General features: G+C 66.3%; 15 protein-coding genes. 7 read left to right on the top strand and 8 right to left on the bottom strand.

Annotated features, from left to right (window positions below):
* The first annotated feature begins 20 nt into the window (after nt 1-20).
* The 4 genes from ACT6UX_RS24075 to ACT6UX_RS24060 are packed head-to-tail and all read left to right on the top strand — an operon-like array spanning nt 21 to nt 1,859.
* On the top strand, nt 21-194 hold the full coding sequence (locus ACT6UX_RS24075) for a hypothetical protein (RefSeq protein ID WP_444777692.1): 174 nt from the start codon (nt 21-23) through the stop codon (nt 192-194).
* The gene (locus tag ACT6UX_RS24070) at nt 191-772 is read left to right on the top strand and encodes a YqaA family protein (protein WP_444777691.1); all 582 of its coding nucleotides are present in this window, start codon (nt 191-193) and stop codon (nt 770-772) included. Before ACT6UX_RS24075 ends, ACT6UX_RS24070 begins: the two co-directional genes overlap by 4 nt.
* Before the next feature lie 9 nt (nt 773-781).
* On the top strand, nt 782-1,288 hold the full coding sequence (locus ACT6UX_RS24065; protein ID WP_444777690.1) for a disulfide bond formation protein B: 507 nt from the start codon (nt 782-784) through the stop codon (nt 1,286-1,288).
* 7 nt (nt 1,289-1,295) lie between these two features.
* Nucleotides 1,296-1,859, top strand: a complete 564-nt coding sequence (locus ACT6UX_RS24060; protein ID WP_444777689.1) for a demethoxyubiquinone hydroxylase family protein — start codon at nt 1,296-1,298, stop codon at nt 1,857-1,859.
* A gap of 131 nt (nt 1,860-1,990) precedes the next feature.
* On the opposite strand, the gene ACT6UX_RS24055 is transcribed toward ACT6UX_RS24060, so the two are convergent.
* The 3 genes from ACT6UX_RS24055 to ACT6UX_RS24045 form a co-directional block, all read right to left on the bottom strand.
* Nucleotides 1,991-2,572, bottom strand: a complete 582-nt coding sequence (locus ACT6UX_RS24055; protein WP_444777688.1) for a DUF4142 domain-containing protein — start codon at nt 2,570-2,572, stop codon at nt 1,991-1,993.
* A gap of 217 nt (nt 2,573-2,789) precedes the next feature.
* On the bottom strand, nt 2,790-3,353 hold the full coding sequence (locus tag ACT6UX_RS24050) for an HNH endonuclease (RefSeq protein ID WP_444777687.1): 564 nt from the start codon (nt 3,351-3,353) through the stop codon (nt 2,790-2,792).
* Between the two features lie 136 nt (nt 3,354-3,489).
* Nucleotides 3,490-4,701 (bottom strand): MFS transporter, encoded by a 1,212-nt coding sequence (locus ACT6UX_RS24045; protein ID WP_444777686.1) that lies wholly within the window; start codon nt 4,699-4,701, stop codon nt 3,490-3,492.
* A 119-nt stretch (nt 4,702-4,820) separates the two neighbouring features.
* On the opposite strand from ACT6UX_RS24045, the gene ACT6UX_RS24040 reads away from it, so the two are divergent.
* Nucleotides 4,821-5,546: a hypothetical protein gene (locus ACT6UX_RS24040; protein ID WP_444777685.1), complete on the top strand. Its 726-nt coding sequence runs from the start codon at nt 4,821-4,823 to the stop codon at nt 5,544-5,546.
* 13 nt (nt 5,547-5,559) lie between these two features.
* Here the strand turns inward: ACT6UX_RS24040 and ACT6UX_RS24035 are convergent, their stop codons facing one another.
* The 4 genes from ACT6UX_RS24035 to ACT6UX_RS24020 all read right to left on the bottom strand — a co-directional run bounded on the left by ACT6UX_RS24035 (nt 5,560) and on the right by ACT6UX_RS24020 (nt 11,287).
* A complete protein-coding gene (locus ACT6UX_RS24035; RefSeq protein ID WP_444777684.1) occupies nt 5,560-7,071 on the bottom strand; it encodes a PepSY-associated TM helix domain-containing protein in 1,512 nt (503 codons plus the stop codon).
* A 27-nt stretch (nt 7,072-7,098) separates the two neighbouring features.
* On the bottom strand, nt 7,099-9,564 hold the full coding sequence (locus ACT6UX_RS24030) for a TonB-dependent siderophore receptor (protein ID WP_444777683.1): 2,466 nt from the start codon (nt 9,562-9,564) through the stop codon (nt 7,099-7,101).
* A 147-nt stretch (nt 9,565-9,711) separates the two neighbouring features.
* The gene (locus tag ACT6UX_RS24025) at nt 9,712-10,791 is read right to left on the bottom strand and encodes a FecR family protein (protein ID WP_444777682.1); all 1,080 of its coding nucleotides are present in this window, start codon (nt 10,789-10,791) and stop codon (nt 9,712-9,714) included.
* A complete protein-coding gene (locus tag ACT6UX_RS24020) occupies nt 10,775-11,287 on the bottom strand; it encodes a sigma-70 family RNA polymerase sigma factor (protein WP_444777681.1) in 513 nt (170 codons plus the stop codon). Before ACT6UX_RS24020 ends, ACT6UX_RS24025 begins: the two co-directional genes overlap by 17 nt.
* 125 nt (nt 11,288-11,412) lie before the next feature.
* On the opposite strand from ACT6UX_RS24020, the gene ACT6UX_RS24015 reads away from it, so the two are divergent.
* Nucleotides 11,413-11,787, top strand: a complete 375-nt coding sequence (locus ACT6UX_RS24015) for a hypothetical protein (protein WP_444777680.1) — start codon at nt 11,413-11,415, stop codon at nt 11,785-11,787.
* A gap of 5 nt (nt 11,788-11,792) precedes the next feature.
* On the opposite strand, the gene ACT6UX_RS24010 is transcribed toward ACT6UX_RS24015, so the two are convergent.
* On the bottom strand, nt 11,793-13,325 hold the full coding sequence (locus ACT6UX_RS24010; protein ID WP_444777679.1) for a hypothetical protein: 1,533 nt from the start codon (nt 13,323-13,325) through the stop codon (nt 11,793-11,795).
* Between the two features lie 142 nt (nt 13,326-13,467).
* Between ACT6UX_RS24010 and selD the strand changes: the two genes are divergently transcribed.
* The gene (selD, locus tag ACT6UX_RS24005; RefSeq protein WP_444777678.1) at nt 13,468-15,693 is read left to right on the top strand and encodes a selenide, water dikinase SelD; all 2,226 of its coding nucleotides are present in this window, start codon (nt 13,468-13,470) and stop codon (nt 15,691-15,693) included.
* The last annotated feature ends 39 nt before the right edge of the window (nt 15,694-15,732 follow it).

Genomic DNA, 15,732 nt, shown 5'->3' with positions numbered 1-15,732 from the left:
GTTCCGTCAACGTCAACACGATGACGATGATCAAAATGGCTCCGGAGGCGCATCGCGTCGGCGTCATCGAATCGAAGACCGAGGCCGAGGCGGAACAGCTCGAGGCGGTGGACGTGGCGCGACCATGGCCGGCGACGGCCACGGGAAAGGTCCCTCGCTTCGCCCGTAGCGACACGCTAAGAGCGGTCACATGATCCGCCGCCTGTACGATTGGGTGATTCGCCTCGCCCAACACAAGAACGCCATTCCCGCGATGGGCGTCATCTCCTTCATGGAGAGCTCGTTCTTCCCGATCCCGCCCGATGTCATGCTGGTGCCGATGGTGCTGGCGAATCGTGAAAAGGCCTTCCGGATCGCCTTGGTCTGTACCGTCGGCTCGGTGCTGGGCGGTTTGCTGGGCTACGCCATCGGCTACTATTTCTTCGAGACACTGGGCGCCTGGGTGGTGAAGACCTACGGACTGCAGGCCGGGCTCGCCGCCTTCCGCGCCGGGTTCGAGCAGTACGGGACCTGGATCATCCTGATCAAGGGTCTCACGCCGATCCCCTACAAGCTGGTGACGATCGCTTCAGGCGCCGCGCATTTCGACCTCTTCACGTTCGTGTGGGCGTCCATCTTGACGCGTGGCCTGCGCTTCTTCCTCGTGGCAGCCTTGCTGTGGAAATTCGGCGAGCCGATCCGGGCCTTCATCGAGAAGCGCCTGACCCTGCTCACCTGGCTCTTCCTGCTCGCCCTGATCGGCGGGTTCGTCGTCGTTCGCTTTCTCTTCTAGGTACGCTCCATGGCCTCACCCCAGCGTCTTCCTCTCGCCAGCCAGCTCGGCCTCGTGGCGCTTCTCGGCAGCGGCGTCATGATCGGCGGCGCGCTCTTCTTCCAGTATGCCATGGGCTTCCCGCCGTGCGAGATGTGCCACTGGCAGCGCTGGCCGCATATCGTGGCCATGGTGGCGGGGCTCGCCGCCTTTGCCTCGTCGGGCCGACCGCACCTGGCCACGGGCTTCATGGTGATCGCCATTGCCGCCATAGCGGTGAGCTCGGCAATCGGGATCTTCCACGCCGGCGTCGAGTATCGCTGGTGGCAGGGGCCGCAATCCTGCACCGGCACGGTCCCGACCGGCCTCTCGCCGGAGGAGCTGAAGAAGTACCTGTTCGGCGCCAAGATGGTTCGCTGCGACGCGATTGTCTGGTCGCTGTTCGGTATCTCGATGGCCGGCTGGAACGCGATCCTGTCGGCGATCCTCGCCACCGGCCTCGCCTCCTCGCTGTCGCGCATGGCCAAGTCACGCTGAGGTTCACATGAAGACGGGCGACAACCGCAATCCCGGCGACCCCGACGCCCGCGAACTGGTCGAGCGCACGATCCGCGTCGACCAGGCGGGTGAGTTCGGCGCAGTGCGAATCTACGAGGGCCAGCTCGCGGCGCTCCGCTGGACCGGCCGCAGCAACAGCGAGACCGGCCGCCGCATCCAGCACATGGCGGCCCAGGAGCGCGAGCACAACAAGGCGTTCGACCGCCTGCTGGTCGAGCGCCGCGTGCGGCCGACCGTCCTCTCGCCGTTGTGGAACGTCGCGGGCTTCGCTCTGGGCGCCGCCACGGCGCTGATGGGCGACAAGGCGGCGATGGCCTGCACCGTCGCCGTCGAGGAGACGATCGAGGAACACTACGCCCATCAGGCCGCCAAGCTCGGCGACGACGAGGCGGACCTGCGCACGACCGTGGAGACGTTCCGGGCCGAGGAGATCGAGCATCGCGACACCGCGCTGGCCGCCGGCGCCGAACAGGCCCCTGCCTACGAGGCGCTCTCGGCGGTGATCAAGACCGGGTCCCGCCTCGCGATCTGGCTATCGACACGGATATAGGGCAGGAGCGCCTCCAGCCCGGCCACGCTCCTCATCGACCTTCGTCGGCGGCCGCTGCCAACGCCGTTGGCGTCTCGCAATCGGCGCACCGATGAACCCGCTCGCGCCGATGATGAAAACACGCATGGGAGTCAGTTCATCGTGTTGAGCACGACCAGATGCTTCTTCACAGCGGGAAGGGTCTTGGCAGCCCAGACCCGAAGCGGCTCCATGGCCCCGATGCGCTGATAGGTCTCCAGCAACGTCACTGCCTGCTGATGAGCGTGGATCTGGTCGGTGCGATACGCCTGGTCGAATTCCACCGGATCCTTGCGGCGCTCGAGCGCGGCGATCTTCGTTGCATGGGTCTGATCGAGCCCCGGCTCGGGGGGAAACGCGACACCCGCCTCCTTCGCGGCGGTCTCGAGTTCCGCGAGTGCTGCCTTATAATCCGTCAGCATCATGCGCGCGAACTCCTTCAGTTTGGCATCGCCGGCGCGGTCGAGAGCGAGCTCTGCACTCTGTATTTCGAATCGGTTGGCGACTGCAGCGGCGGCAACGAATTCACGGTCGGGAAGAGGCGCCGCTCTGACACCAGCCGCGCTCCCCGCCGGGGTCTGCTGCATCGGGGTCCCGTGGTTACTGCCCTGGCCGCCCGTCGTCTGCGACTGGGCCGGTGCCGCGACCATCATCAGGAGGATGCCTGCGGTGGCGATGCCGAGCTCGTTTCTCATTGCGCGTCTCCATGTCCAGCGAGGAGGTAATCGGTCGCCGGGAACGTGCTTGCGCAGACGTGGTTGCCTTCGATGAGAGGACAACAATCCGTACCCCATCTCGAACGCACGTTGGCGCAGACAGAACATGAACCGTGAGGCTGAAGATGTTTGTGACGGAGTGACCGATTCCGCCCGCGAGAAGCCGCCGCCCGGTCGCCCCAACGCGTGGTCAGACTCAGTTCTGATCGAGCTCGGAATCCCAATACAGGAAGTCGCGCCAGCTCTCGTGCAGGTAGCCTGGCGGAAAGCCCCGCCCATGCTCCTGCAGCAATTGCGTCGACGGCTCGGCTGGCGCACAGCGCAGGACCAGCCCGCTTTCCTTGAGCAGCATGTTGCCCTTTTGCAGGTTGCAGGGGCTGCAGGCCGTCACGACGTTCTGCCAGCTCGTGCGGCCACCGCGCGACTTCGGGATCACGTGGTCGAAGGTGAGCTCATTGGTGGCGAAGTCGCCGTTGCAATACTGGCAGGTAAAGCGGTCGCGCAGGAACACGTTGAAGCGCGTGAAGGCCGGCCGGCGCGCGGCCGGGACGTATTCCTTCAGCGCGATGACGCTGGGCAGCCGCATCTCGAAGGTCGGGCTATGGATCGTGCGATCGTATTCCGAGACGACGCTCACCCGGTCCAGGAACACCGCCTTGACCGCATCCTGCCACGACCAGACGGACAGGGGAAAATACGACAGAGGCCGAAAATCGGCGTTGAGTACCAGCGCGTGGCAGGACTCAAGGCCGGGCGCCACGGCTAGGTCCGCCGCCGCGGAGTGGGACTACTCGGAAAGTCGATCCGGTCCAACATGCCGGCCATAGTGGCCGGACTCCCGGCGAAACACAATATCCGGGAGTGCCTGTCACCGACATGTCATGGCTGTGCGTGGCCTATCGGCTGAGACGCTCCCGCGCCCCGGCCTCGGAACCAAGCGTGGCCGCCGCGGTCGCCAGTGCCGCCACCGAGAGCACCATGACGGCAGCATAACCGCCGGTCAGGTCGTGCAGCACGCCGCCGATCCAGGCACCGAGAAAGCCGCCAAGCCCCATGCCGATGGCGATCAGCCCGTAGATGCGACCGAAATGCGCGCCGCGATAGCGCAGCGTCGCCAGCGTAGAGATCATCGGTCCACGCGAGCCCATGCTGCCGCCGAACAGCAGCACGAAGGTCCATAACCAGAAATCGTCACCCGCCCCCTGCACCATGGCGAGCGCCCCGACGCCGGCGATCGAACAAGCATAGGCCAGGATCGCCGCCAGTCGGCGGCCGCCACGATCGGCCAGCCACGAAAAGCCGATCATGCCGAGCGGCGTCAGAAAACCCGCGACCGCCATGGCCCGCGCCGCATAGGGACCGTCCATGCCGCGCTCCAGCAGATAGACCATGGTTTGCGGCATCAGCGCGAAGATGCCGATCGAGGTCAGCGCAAACGACGAGGTAAGCGCCCAGAACGGCCAGTCACGCAACGCCTCGCGCACCGTGAGGCCGGGCGCCGCCGTCTCGCGCAACTTGGCGAGGCCCGGCGCGCCGCGCTCGATCCTCTTCCACGGCAGCACCAGCAGAAGCGGGATGAAGACCGCACTTACGCCGGAGAAGACGAGATAGGCATGGCGCCAGCCGTCGGTGTCGATGAGATATTGCGCCGCCGGAAAGGTCGCCATCGCCCCGACGCCTGTCGCCGACCAGGAGACGGCGAGCGGGACACCGAGCCGGTTGGCCGGGAACCAGCGGCCGATGAGCGAAGAGGACAGGATCCCAGACAGGGATGCCGCGCCGAACCCCATCATCACGCCAAGCGACAGATACAGGTGCCAGAGATGGCTGGCCTGAGAGGCGACGGCGGTGCTGGCCGCGGCCGCGATCACACCAACGACGGTGAGGGTGCGCAGGCCGAAACGGTCGAGGATCCAGCCGGTGATCGGCGCGGCGGTGCCGCCAACCAGCAGCGCGAAACTGTAGATCAGCGTGACCGAGCCGCGATTGGCGTCGAAGGCGTGCTGGAGCGCCGGCACGAAGACGAGGAAGGTGTCGCTGATCGAGCGACTGGCCACGCCGAGCGCAAAACACAGCGCCACGAGCGCCCACGGCAATGCCGATCCCATCGCCTCCACCCTCGACGAGCGCGCGGCGCGATGCAAGGCGATTGGGGACTTGGGCAGGCTTGCATTCTCCGCATGCGCACGCCAGCTTCGGCAGCCATTCCACGCTGCAAGGAGCCAAGGTGGACGACTCTCTCATCATCCCGGTCGGCTTCAACGGCCCGCGTCTCTCGGGCAATGGCGGCTATGTCGCCGGCGCGCTGGCCGAACGCTACATCAGGACCTTCGGCGGCGACGGCGCGGTCGAGATCACCTTGCGCGCGCCGATCCCCATCGAAACGCCCATGAATCTCGTGCGCGAGGACGCGGTGCTGATGATGCGCGACGGAGACACGCTGATCTGCGAGGCGCGCGCCGGAAAGGTCGATCATCTCGATCCGCCGAAGCCGCCGTCGGACTGGAACGCGGTGATGCAACAGGACGCAGTTGGCGGCTGCGGGGAGGGCAGCGACTTCCAGTGGTGCCTCGTCTGCGGTCGCAGCCGCGCCGTCGGCGATGGCCTGCGCGTATTCGGCAGTCACTCGGGAAACGGCACCTCCCTCTCCTGCTACGTGCCGCACGCCAACCACGCCGACGGCGACGGCCGCATCAGGCCGGAGTTCCTGTGGGGCACGCTCGACTGTCCCGGCGCCTGGGCCGCCCAGGATCCCGAGGACATCCGCCCCGTCCTCACCGGCTGCATGACCGCGAAGGTGCTCGAGCGTCCACGGATCGGCGAACGCTGCGCCGTCGTCGGCTGGCGCATCGGCGCCGAGGGCCGCAAGCTCTATTCCGGCACCGCGCTGTACACCGAGTCCGGCCGCCTGTGTGCGATCGGGCATTGCACGTGGATCGTGCTCAAGGAATAGCGGCCGCGCCGTCTCACGCGGCGCGCCGCAACCTGATCGCGGCGAGCGATGCGAGCGCCGCGGCAGCCATCAAGACGAGGTCCATGCCGGCAATCGGCCAGAGATGGCGATGTCCGAGGCTGCGCGCCACATGATCTCCCGTGGTGATCCAGTTGAGCAGGACCGCCAGGGCTGCAAGCACGGCGATCGCCGCGCATTGCTCGCGCCACGCCGCCCGCGGTCGCAGCCAGGCGTGGGCGAAGGTCGCCAGCCATGAAATGTAGAATGTCCAGATTTCCAGTGCGGCACGATCGTAGCCGGCAAACGTAAGCCCGAGCGGCATCAGGCGATTGACGACGAAGAAGGCAAAGGTGGCGATGACGATGCCCGTCACGGATCCCACGGCGAGGCCTTCGACGAGGGGCACCCCCCGCAAGGCGAGCTGTTCGTGCTTCCTGCGTCGCGACTCGAGCCAGAACAGGAAGCCGGTGGCGATCAGCACGCAGCCCAGGAGCCCGAGGCCAAAATAGACCCAGCGCAGAGTCCAGTGGCGGAACTGGATGACGTGCAGGCCGAGGATGAACCGCTCTGCCGTGAGGACCGGTTTGATGTCTAGACGCCGGTGTAGCAGGCGGCCCGTCGCGGCGTCGAAATAGGCCGCATCGCCCAGGACATTGATGCGGTCCTCACGCGGACGGCTCACTTCGACATAGGATGCGGCGTCGCCGGGATGGCTGACGAAGACGATCACCGAACCTCCGCCCGTCCACGACTGCCGCGCCTCGTCGACCATGGCATCGAGCGATGCGACGTCGCCCGGCCGGTCGAGCGCGCGACGGGAAAAGCTGTCGAGCGAGTTGCGGACGAAAGCCCGGCTGTCGCCATCGTAGGCGAACTGCACGGTGCCGGGGAAATAGGTCGCAAAGAAGATCACGAGACCCGACAGCGTGATGACGAAATGGAATGGAAGCCCGACGACGCCCGTCACATTGTGGAGATCGAGGATCAGCCGGCGCGGCATCCTTTCGGAGCGGAACGTGAAGAATTCGGCGAAGATCTTGCGGTGGATCACGACGCCCGACACGCAGAGCACCAGCATCGCCATGCCCGCGAACCCGACGATCCAGGCGCCAAGCCGCCCCGCCTGGATGTGCAGCATGTAGTGGAAGGGGTATAGGAAACCGGTGCCGGCCAGCGTGCCCGGATCAGGCAACGCCGTGCCCGTGGCGGGGTCGACGTAGCGGAGCACCGAGCCGGCCCTGCCCGACCAGTGCAGGCGTATCGCGGGCTGACGCTCCGTCGGGAAGATTGAGGACAGGAAGGCAGACCCCGCTGCCGCCGCCTCGGCGATCGCCGGGCGAATCAGCTCGGCGGAGGCGGGTGGGCCACCGGCTTGGAGCCGCGTCATCGGCATCATCCATAGATCGATCTCGCGATCGAACACCGAAAGCGTGCCCATCCAGAAGATCGCGAACAGCAGCGATCCCAGCACGACACCGGCCCAGGTGTGCAGCCAGCTCATGGATGCGCGGAAGGTCGGCTCCATGTCGCCCACGGTCGGCGGGTGGCCGCCTCAGAAGTTCGCCGTCAACGAAACGCGGAAGGTCCGCGGCGTGCCCAGCGACAGGGTCGTGGTGCCGCCGCCTCCCGCCCAGTAGTTGGCATCGAGCAGGTTGTCGACGTTGAAGCGCGCGATCAGGAGATTGCCTTTGGCGCCAGGGTTCTCGAAGGCATAACGGGCGCCGATATCAAAGCGCGTCCAGTCCGGCAGGCTACGACGCGGAAACGCCGTGTCGATATACTGCGAGCCGGTATAGACGACGCGACCGTTGACGGTCAGACCCGGCGCGAACGGAAGATCCCACTCGCCTGAAAGATTGAGGTTGAAGGCCGGCGCAAAGGGCGCCGTCCAGCCATCGGTCAGCCCTCCCTGGGTCTTGGTCATCACCGCATCGAGCAGCATGAAGCCTCCGAGCAGCCGAACGCCCTCCATCGGCTCGCCGAAGAAATTGAACTCGAGCCCACGGTTACGCTGCTCTCCGCCGAGGACTTGCGTGTTGGTCGCAACATTGGTGATGAGGGTCGGCTGCGAAATCTGAAAGAGGCTGGCCGTTGTGGTGAGTTTTCCCCAGTCGACCTTGATGCCGGCTTCGTATTGGGTCGACTTGTAGGGCGGGAAGGATGAGCCGGCATTGGCGAACTGCGCGCCCACGGTCGCGCCTTCCTGAAGACCCTGGATCCAGTTGCCGTAGATGGTCACGTTCTGCAGCGGCTTCAACACAAGCGCCACGGACGGGCTGAGAGCGCTCTGATCGTAAGCCGCGGTCTGTATCCCGCTGATGTTGTTGAAGTTGGCGGTCTTGACCTGCTGCAGCCGCGCGCCGACCGTCAACTGAACACGCTTCTCCGCCGAGGAGATGGTGTCGGCCAGCCCCAGGGTCGAGAAGGTGGCGGTGCCCGCCTTGTTGGCGGCAGGGGTTGGAATGTTGGGTCGCGCCGTGACCGTCGTGTTGTAGACATTGGTCACGACGTTCGGCAACCGCGCCGCGCCCGTGCCGAGCGTCCGATCGTAGGTCGTGGCGATCACCGAGAATTCATGCCCGACGGGCCCCGTATCAACAAGCGCCCGCAGGCCGGCTTCCGCCGTCAGGAATGTGGCGTAGGTGCTGAAGTTGAGAGGCGTTGCGATCGCCGTCCCATTCGCGTCCGTGATGGTCACCGCCGTGCCGGCATTCATCTGCGCGCCACGATAGTCATGCGCCCCGAACGCGGCATAGGCTGTGACGCGCTCCGTGATATCAACTTCGGCTCGGACGACGCCGAAGATGTCCTTGTTGGTCTGGTAGTTCCAAGGCTGTCCGAAGTTCTTGCGTGCGTTGGGGGCCCACGGCAATGGCAGATTGTTGGCCACGCCCAGATAGGGAATCATGCCGCCGATATACTGATTCTGAAAGCCGAGATCTGCGCTGAGCCGCACGCGCTCACCGCGATAGTCCAGTCCCAGAACGGCCAGCGCCCTCTGATCGCTATTCCACTCGGTCTCCGTCTGGCCAGCCCGGAAGACGCCGTTGAAGCGCACGCCGAACTGCTTGTCCGGCCCGAACCGCCGCGCGACGTCGGCATGGCCTCCGAACTGCCCGGCAGACGCATAGTTCGCCGTAAGCTGAGTCAGGCCTTCGTCCGGCGCTCGCTTGGGAACCACGTTGACCGTGCCGCCGATCGAGTTCAGCGGAGGCATGCCGTTCAGCATGGCGCTCGGTCCCTTCAGCACCTCGGTTCGCTCCGCGAGCTCCTGCATGATGGTCACGTTCGGAAGCATTCCATAGAGGCCGCCGTAGGTCGCACTCGTGTTCTGGACCGAGAAGCCCCGGATATACATCGTGTCTGCGCCCGACCCGCCATCCGGCACCCAGAACCGCACGGACGGATCGTCGATCAATACGTCCCTGACCGTCTTCGCCTGCTGGTCCTGCGCCTTCTTTGCCGTGTAGTTGGTCTGGTTGAACGGCGTGTCCATGACGCCGCGATTGCCGAGCAGTCCGAGCTGGCCACCGGTCGCCACCTGCCCGCCGGCGTAAGGGGGCGGAATGTTATCGATCATCGCCTGCGATGGTACCGGGAAGAGGCCCTGCACCTGCACGGGATCGAGCTGTAGCGCTCCGGCGCCCGCGGGTCCGCCGCTTCCCACCGTGACGGCCGTCGGCGACGTGAAGCGGTAAGGGATGCCAGTGCCCGCGAGCAACTGGCGAAGCGCTTCGGATGCCGTCATCGCACCGGTGATAGCCGTGCTCGTCCTGCCCGACACCGAGGCGGAATCGACCAGGACCTGGATACCGGACTGCCGACCAAAGGAGGTCAGCGCCGTTCCCAGCGGCTGGGCAGGAATGTTGAAGTTGATCGCGGCGTTCTGGGCCAGCAACGGGCTTGGTGGCATTAGCTCGTTCTGGGCAATTGCCGAGCCGCTCCCCGCCGCGGCAAACGAAAGCATGGTGGCGAACGACAAGACCGCAACGCGCGGCGCACCGATACACGAACGCAAGGCACACTCCCCCGAAGACCGTGCCGGCGGGATCACGGATGACTCTGGAGACCGTCGAATTCGGCCTCCCGACGGAACGACGGCGGGGCGCCATGCGAATTAACGAACGCGCCTAAAAAAGTTCGCGGACGCCGGCGGTGATGGAGATCACCGCGACGAGATGACCGACAGATACGGCGTGATTTCGATCATTGCCCCCTGTTGCAGGTCGACCAGCGCCTGCAAAGCCTCATTGGGCCGGCGCAGGTCGATCATGCCGGTGACGAGACGATCGGCGATGGCGGCGTCGCGGAATACGATGGCGCCACGGCGATAACGCCCAATTTGCTCGACGACTTCCCGGACGGGCATGTCGTAGACGACGAGACGACGATCACGCCATGAGGCGACATCTTCGGCCGCCACCTGCCCTCTTGCGATCTTGCCGCCCTGGCTGATCTGGAGCCGATCGCCACGGTGCAGGCCACTGGCCACGCCTGCGCCGTCCGCCACGTCGACGCTGCCCGCCTGGACGGCGATGGTGACGCCGTTGTCGGATCTGCCGACGCTGAACGCCGTGCCGGTGACGGTCACCGTGACGCCGGCGGCCACCACGACGAAGGGGCGTTCCCGGTTCGGGGTGACCTCGAAGAAGGCCTGACCGGAGAGCAACTCGACCTCGCGCCGGGATGCGACGTACCGCACGGCAATGGCGCTGCCGGCATCGAGGGCAACCTTGCTGCCATCGTCGAGGGTGATATCGCGTTGCTCGGCGACTCCCGTGAGATGATCGGCACGCAGCTGAATCTGGAGCGCCGGCAGGAAGACGAGCGCAACGCCTGCCGCGATAGCCCCCATCACGACGGTGACGGTCCGACGCCATGGGCGCCTCGGGCGGCGGGCGTCCGCGATGGATACGACGATGTCAGACGCGACCGGCGGTGCGATGTCCGACGACAGCCGCCAGACCGGCTCCACGACGGCATAGGCCGCACGGTGCCTGTCACTCTCTGCAAGCCATGCTTCGAACTGCGCGCGCAGGGTCTCATCCTGCGGTGCCGCGTCGAGCCGCATCAGCCACTCCACGACCTCGGCCCTTAGAGGCTGGCTCTTGCCTGGCGCTGAGTTCAAGACCCGTGGCTCCTCGATAGCCGCACGCGACAGGCGCGTGGCTCCCTCACTAGACGGTCGGCATCCCGGCGTTTTAATGCGCCACCCTCGAAATGCCCATTCACTCTTCCGGTCCATTGATCCGGAGCGTGCAGTGAAGGACCGCGTCCTGCACCATCTTGTGGGCACGCGGGATCGAAACCCCGAGCCGTTCGGCGACTTCCTTCAGGGGCCGCCGCTCCACCCGGTACATCCTGAACGCGATCTGCGTGCGCTCGGGAAGCTCGCGGACCAGCGTCTCCAGCACGCGTAGCTCGTCGCGATAGTAGAGGACGCTCTCGGCGGAGGGAGCGTCGGAGGGCACGTTTTCGAGAATGCTCTCCGAGACCGCCTGCGGGGCGTTGCGCGAGGCCCGGCTCAGCCAGTCGAGCGCCAAGTTGCGGACGATCGCGTAGAGATAGTTGGTTGGCTGGACGATATCGTCACCCGCACGCACCCGCGCCGCGAAGCGCAGCCACGCCTCCTGGACGACGTCCTCGGCGCTCGCCCGATCGCGAACGATCCCGCTGGCATAGTTCAGCAGGTCGGTCCGGTGCTCGATATAGATGGCCAGGACCGAATCAGCCGGCAGCATCGAGGCCCACATTGCGAATGGTTCGCATTAGCTGATTCTATAGGGTGCGCGCGATCTCCACACAAGCGGCAGCACGCCCGGTGTCGCGACTTACCCGGATCATGCTCGGAGAGTAGCGTGGAAAAATGTCATCTCTCCTCACCGTCCTCGCCGCCGGCATCGCGGCGTTCGCCCTCCTGCTGAAATTCGGCCCGGACCCACGACGGAACGCGACGGACATCCTCGTTGCCGGGCTCGCCGCGGTGAACATCGCCGGCGTCCTTGGCCTAGGATGGTTCGTGGTCGAGATGCTCATCCATGACGGTGTGATGGTCCTGGAGATCCTGAGCTGTGTCGTCGCGATGTCGCTCCTGGCCGGGACCACCGCCGGCGCCCTCGCGCTCGAGCGTCGTGGCAGGAAGAAGACCGCTGGCATCCTGTCGGGGGTCACGGCCTTGCCGACGATCTTCGTCTACGGGTTTCTGGTCTATCTCGACGTCAATCCGATCGACTGGCGCTGAATCGCTCAGCGCTGCCGTACGAAGATCACCGCCGCCTCGTCGGCATAAGCCTGGCGCCAGCCCGGCAGGCGGGCCAGCAGGCGATTTGCGGGCTGATCGGGGGGCATGAAGGTCCAGTCGATGCGGTTGCGCTCGAGCAGCTGTTCCAGCGGTTCGCCGCCGCGCAGGCCGATCGTGTCGGCGTAGCGCTTGATGAAATCGCGGCCGTAGAGCTCGCCGCGGCCGTCGATGAAGGTCGGGACGCCGGCATGGATGAGATAGCCACCGAAGACATAGTGGTTGAGCACGCGACCGCCGATCCCGGCCTGCTTCACATAGGCCATCGCGGTCGAGGGCATGGTCGAGAGCGGCGGCACGATGCCGGCGTAGCGCACCAGGCCGAGCGCGATCAGCGCGCAGCAGGCGACACCGACGACGACGGCGGCGCGGCCGGCCGGCAGCGCCAGCGCCGCGGCCTGCCCATAGAGCGAGCCGCTTTGGCTGGCGGCAGGAGCCGGTCGGAGCGCCGGCCACTGACGCGTGAGCAGGGGCGCCAGCGCCAGCGGGGCAAGCATGGCCAGAAGCTCGGCATTGAAGGCGTAGCGCAGATAGAGGTGCAGCAGGCCGAGCACGATCAGCAGACGCAGCAGCGGCAGCTTCAGCCCGCGCGACAGAGCGGCATAGAGCGCAATCAGCAGAACCAGCTCCTGCAGGGGCGCCTTCTGGAAGTCGGGCGACTTCCATTCCGCGATGAAGGCCAGCGTGTCGTCGAGGGCGAAGATGCGCAGCGTCACCCAGATCGATTCGGGTCCGTAGGGCGTGATGCAGGCCGCGAGGAGCGACGCTGCGCCGAACTTGGCCCAACCGGACAACAAGGCCTTGCGCTCCACGGTGTCGCGCGCGCCGACCGCTGCCTCGACCGCGAAGGCGCAGCCCAGCAGCAGGCCCATGATGAAACTGCCGTGCAGGTTGGCCCACAGCACCATGACGAGCAGCAGCAGCGGCTGCGGCGAGCGCCTCTCCTCGACGGCGCGTACGAGGCCCGCCATCCAGACCAGCATGAATGGAAAGGCGAGTACGGCCGGCCGCGCGAGGAAGTGCGGCAGGGTCATCGCGATGGCGGCCAGCACGAACACCGCAGCCGGCAAGGGTCGCAGATCGCGCAGCAGGAGCCGCAACATCAGGGCGAAGGAGACGGCGAGCGCGCCCGCGGCCAGCACGGTGACGCCGCCCCAGCCGCCGAGCTTGAACGCGACCGCCATCAGGAGCTGCGACAGCCATTCCTTGGCAATCCACGGCTGGCCCGCGAAGGAGAAGGAAAACGGATCGACCGTGGGCACCGCGCCCTTGGCCAACATCCAGTTGCCGACCGCGATGTGCCAATGCGTGTCGGGATCGGCGAGCAGCGGCAGGCCGCTGCCGTTGGCAAGACAGATGAAGAGGAGCAGCCCCAGCACCAACGGCCAGGACAGCGACCATGCCGAACGCGGTTGTGCGGCGCGCGCCGAGTCGTCCTCGGGAAAATCAGGGGAAACCGTGAGGCCGGAAGTGACGGCCATGCGGGGGTGGCTCCGAAATCAGGGGAACAATCACCCCTAATCAATTGATATACATTACAATTTTTGAAAACACCACTAATAGATTGAAGTGCGCGGGTGACGGCGGGATCGTGCCTCCGGCGAATGCGCGAAAGGAAAGACGATGCAACCCGCGCCCCTCCTCAAGGATCTCGTGCTCGTGGGCGGCGGCCATTCGCATGTCCATGTGGTGAAGAGCTTCGGCATGAAACCAATGCCCGGCGTGCGGCTCACCCTGATCGGGCGAGACATCGAGACACCCTATTCCGGCATGATCCCGGGCTTCGTGGCCGGAACCTACTCCTTCGACGAATGCCATATCGACCTCGCGCGACTCTGCGCCTGGACCGGCGCGCGCCTGATCCACGCCGAAGCGATCGGGCTCGACCGCGCGAACCGGCAGGTGCTGCTGAAGGATCGTCCGCCGGTCTCCTACGATCTCGTCTCCCTCGATGTCGGCTCCTCGCCCAGCATGGACGCGATCGCCGGCGCGGCCGAGCATGCGACGCCGGTAAAGCCCATCGCCGAGCTCGGCCGTCGCTGGCTGGGCTTCCTCGAACGGGTGAAGGACTGGCAGGGCGCATTGCGCATCGCGGTGATCGGCGGCGGCGCGGGCGGCGTCGAGCTGGCGCTGGCCATCGACCATCGCCTGCGCACCGTCGCGCGCAACGCCGAGGTGTCGGTGACGCTCGCGACCAAGGGCGAGATCCTGTCGGGCCAGGCGGTGGCGGCGCGACGCCGCATGCGCGCGATCTTCGCGCGCCGGGGCGTGCGCTTGCTCGAGAACGCGGCGACGATACGCATCGACGCCGACGCGGTGCATCTCGAGACCGGCGAGCGTCTACCGATCGACGACGTGTTCGTGGTCACCCAGGCCAGCGCTGCCGCCTGGTTCGAAGGCACCGGCCTGCCGCTCGACGGGCGCGGCTTCTTCGAGGTCGGGCCGACGCTGGTCTCCAGCGGCGATCCCCTGGTGTTCGCCGCCGGCGACTGTGCCAGCGTGACCGCCCATCCGCGTCCCAAGGCTGGTGTCTTTGCGGTGCGCCACGGCCCACCGCTTGCCGCCAACCTGCGCCGCGCCTTGGTTGGGCAGACACCAGAGCCCTTCACGCCGCAGCGACGCTACCTCTCGATCCTCGGCACCGGCGACGGCAACGCTGTGGCGACGCGTGGCTCGTGGGCCTTTGAGGGCCCGTGGGTTTGGCGCTGGAAGGACCATATCGACCGCAAGTGGATGCGCATGTACCGCGAGCCGCCGGCGACGCCGATGAACCCCGCCGCACGCGCCGCCCCGCCCGATCCGGCGCTGGCCGATGCCGAGGGCAAGCGCCTGCTGGCCGACATCGGCATGCGCTGCGGCGGCTGTGGCGCCAAGGTGGGCGCCGGCGTACTCGATCGCGTGCTGGCGCGGCTCGGTCCCTCGCCCGCCGCCGACATCCCCATCGGCCTCGAATCTCCCGACGACGCGGCACTGATCGAGGTGCCTCCGGGCCAGGCGCTGGTGCAATCGATCGATTTCTTCCGTACCTTCATCGACGATCCCTTCACCTTCGGCGAAGTCGCCGCCGTGCATGCGCTGGGCGACGTCTGGGCGATGGGCGCGCAGCCGCACAGCGCGCTCGCACTGGCGGTCGTGCCGGCGGCCGCCGAACGGCTGATGGAGGAAGACCTCTTCCAGATGCTGTCGGGTGCGCGCCGCATCCTCGACGGCGCGGGCTGCGCGTTGATCGGCGGCCATTCCGGCGAAGGGCCCGAGGCGGCGCTGGGCTTCTCGGTGAACGGCCTCGTCGTTTCCTCGCAAGCGTTGCGCAAGGGCGGGATGCAGCCGGGCGACAAGCTGGTGCTCACGAAGCCCCTCGGCACCGGCGTCATCTTCGCGGCGGCAATGCGTGGCATGGCGAAGGCACGCTGGATCGAGAGCGCTCTCGCTTCGATGCGCATGCCATCGAACGATGCTGCACGTGCGTTGGTGGCTGCAGGCGCGCATGCCTGCACCGACGTGACGGGCTTCGGCCTCGCCGGTCATCTCGCCGAGATGCTTCGCGCCAGCGGCAACGTCAGCATCGAGCTGCATCTCGATTCGCTGCCGGTGCTTGCGGGCTCGATCGAACTATTCGCTCAAGGCTTTGCAAGCTCGCTGCAGCCCGCGAATCTGCGTGCAAGACATCTCATCGAAGGTCTCGATCGCGTGTCCGATCATGCGAAGATTCCGCTGCTGTTTGATCCGCAAACCGCGGGGGGTTTGCTTGCAGCACTGCCCGCCGAAGCGTCGCTCAGCGACCACATGACTCACATCGGCACGATAAAATCACGCGAAGAATGCGTGACAGGGATAAGAATCGTGATCTAGATGCAACTCAGGAGCGGTGCGTCGTGTGTCGCTCCATGA

Origin of the sequence: Reyranella sp. (assembly GCF_052439685.1) — a bacterium.
Lineage (GTDB): Bacteria > Pseudomonadota > Alphaproteobacteria > Reyranellales > Reyranellaceae > Reyranella.
The sequence above is the reverse complement of the archived record's forward strand: the minus strand, read 5'-3'. Positions and strand labels throughout refer to the sequence as shown.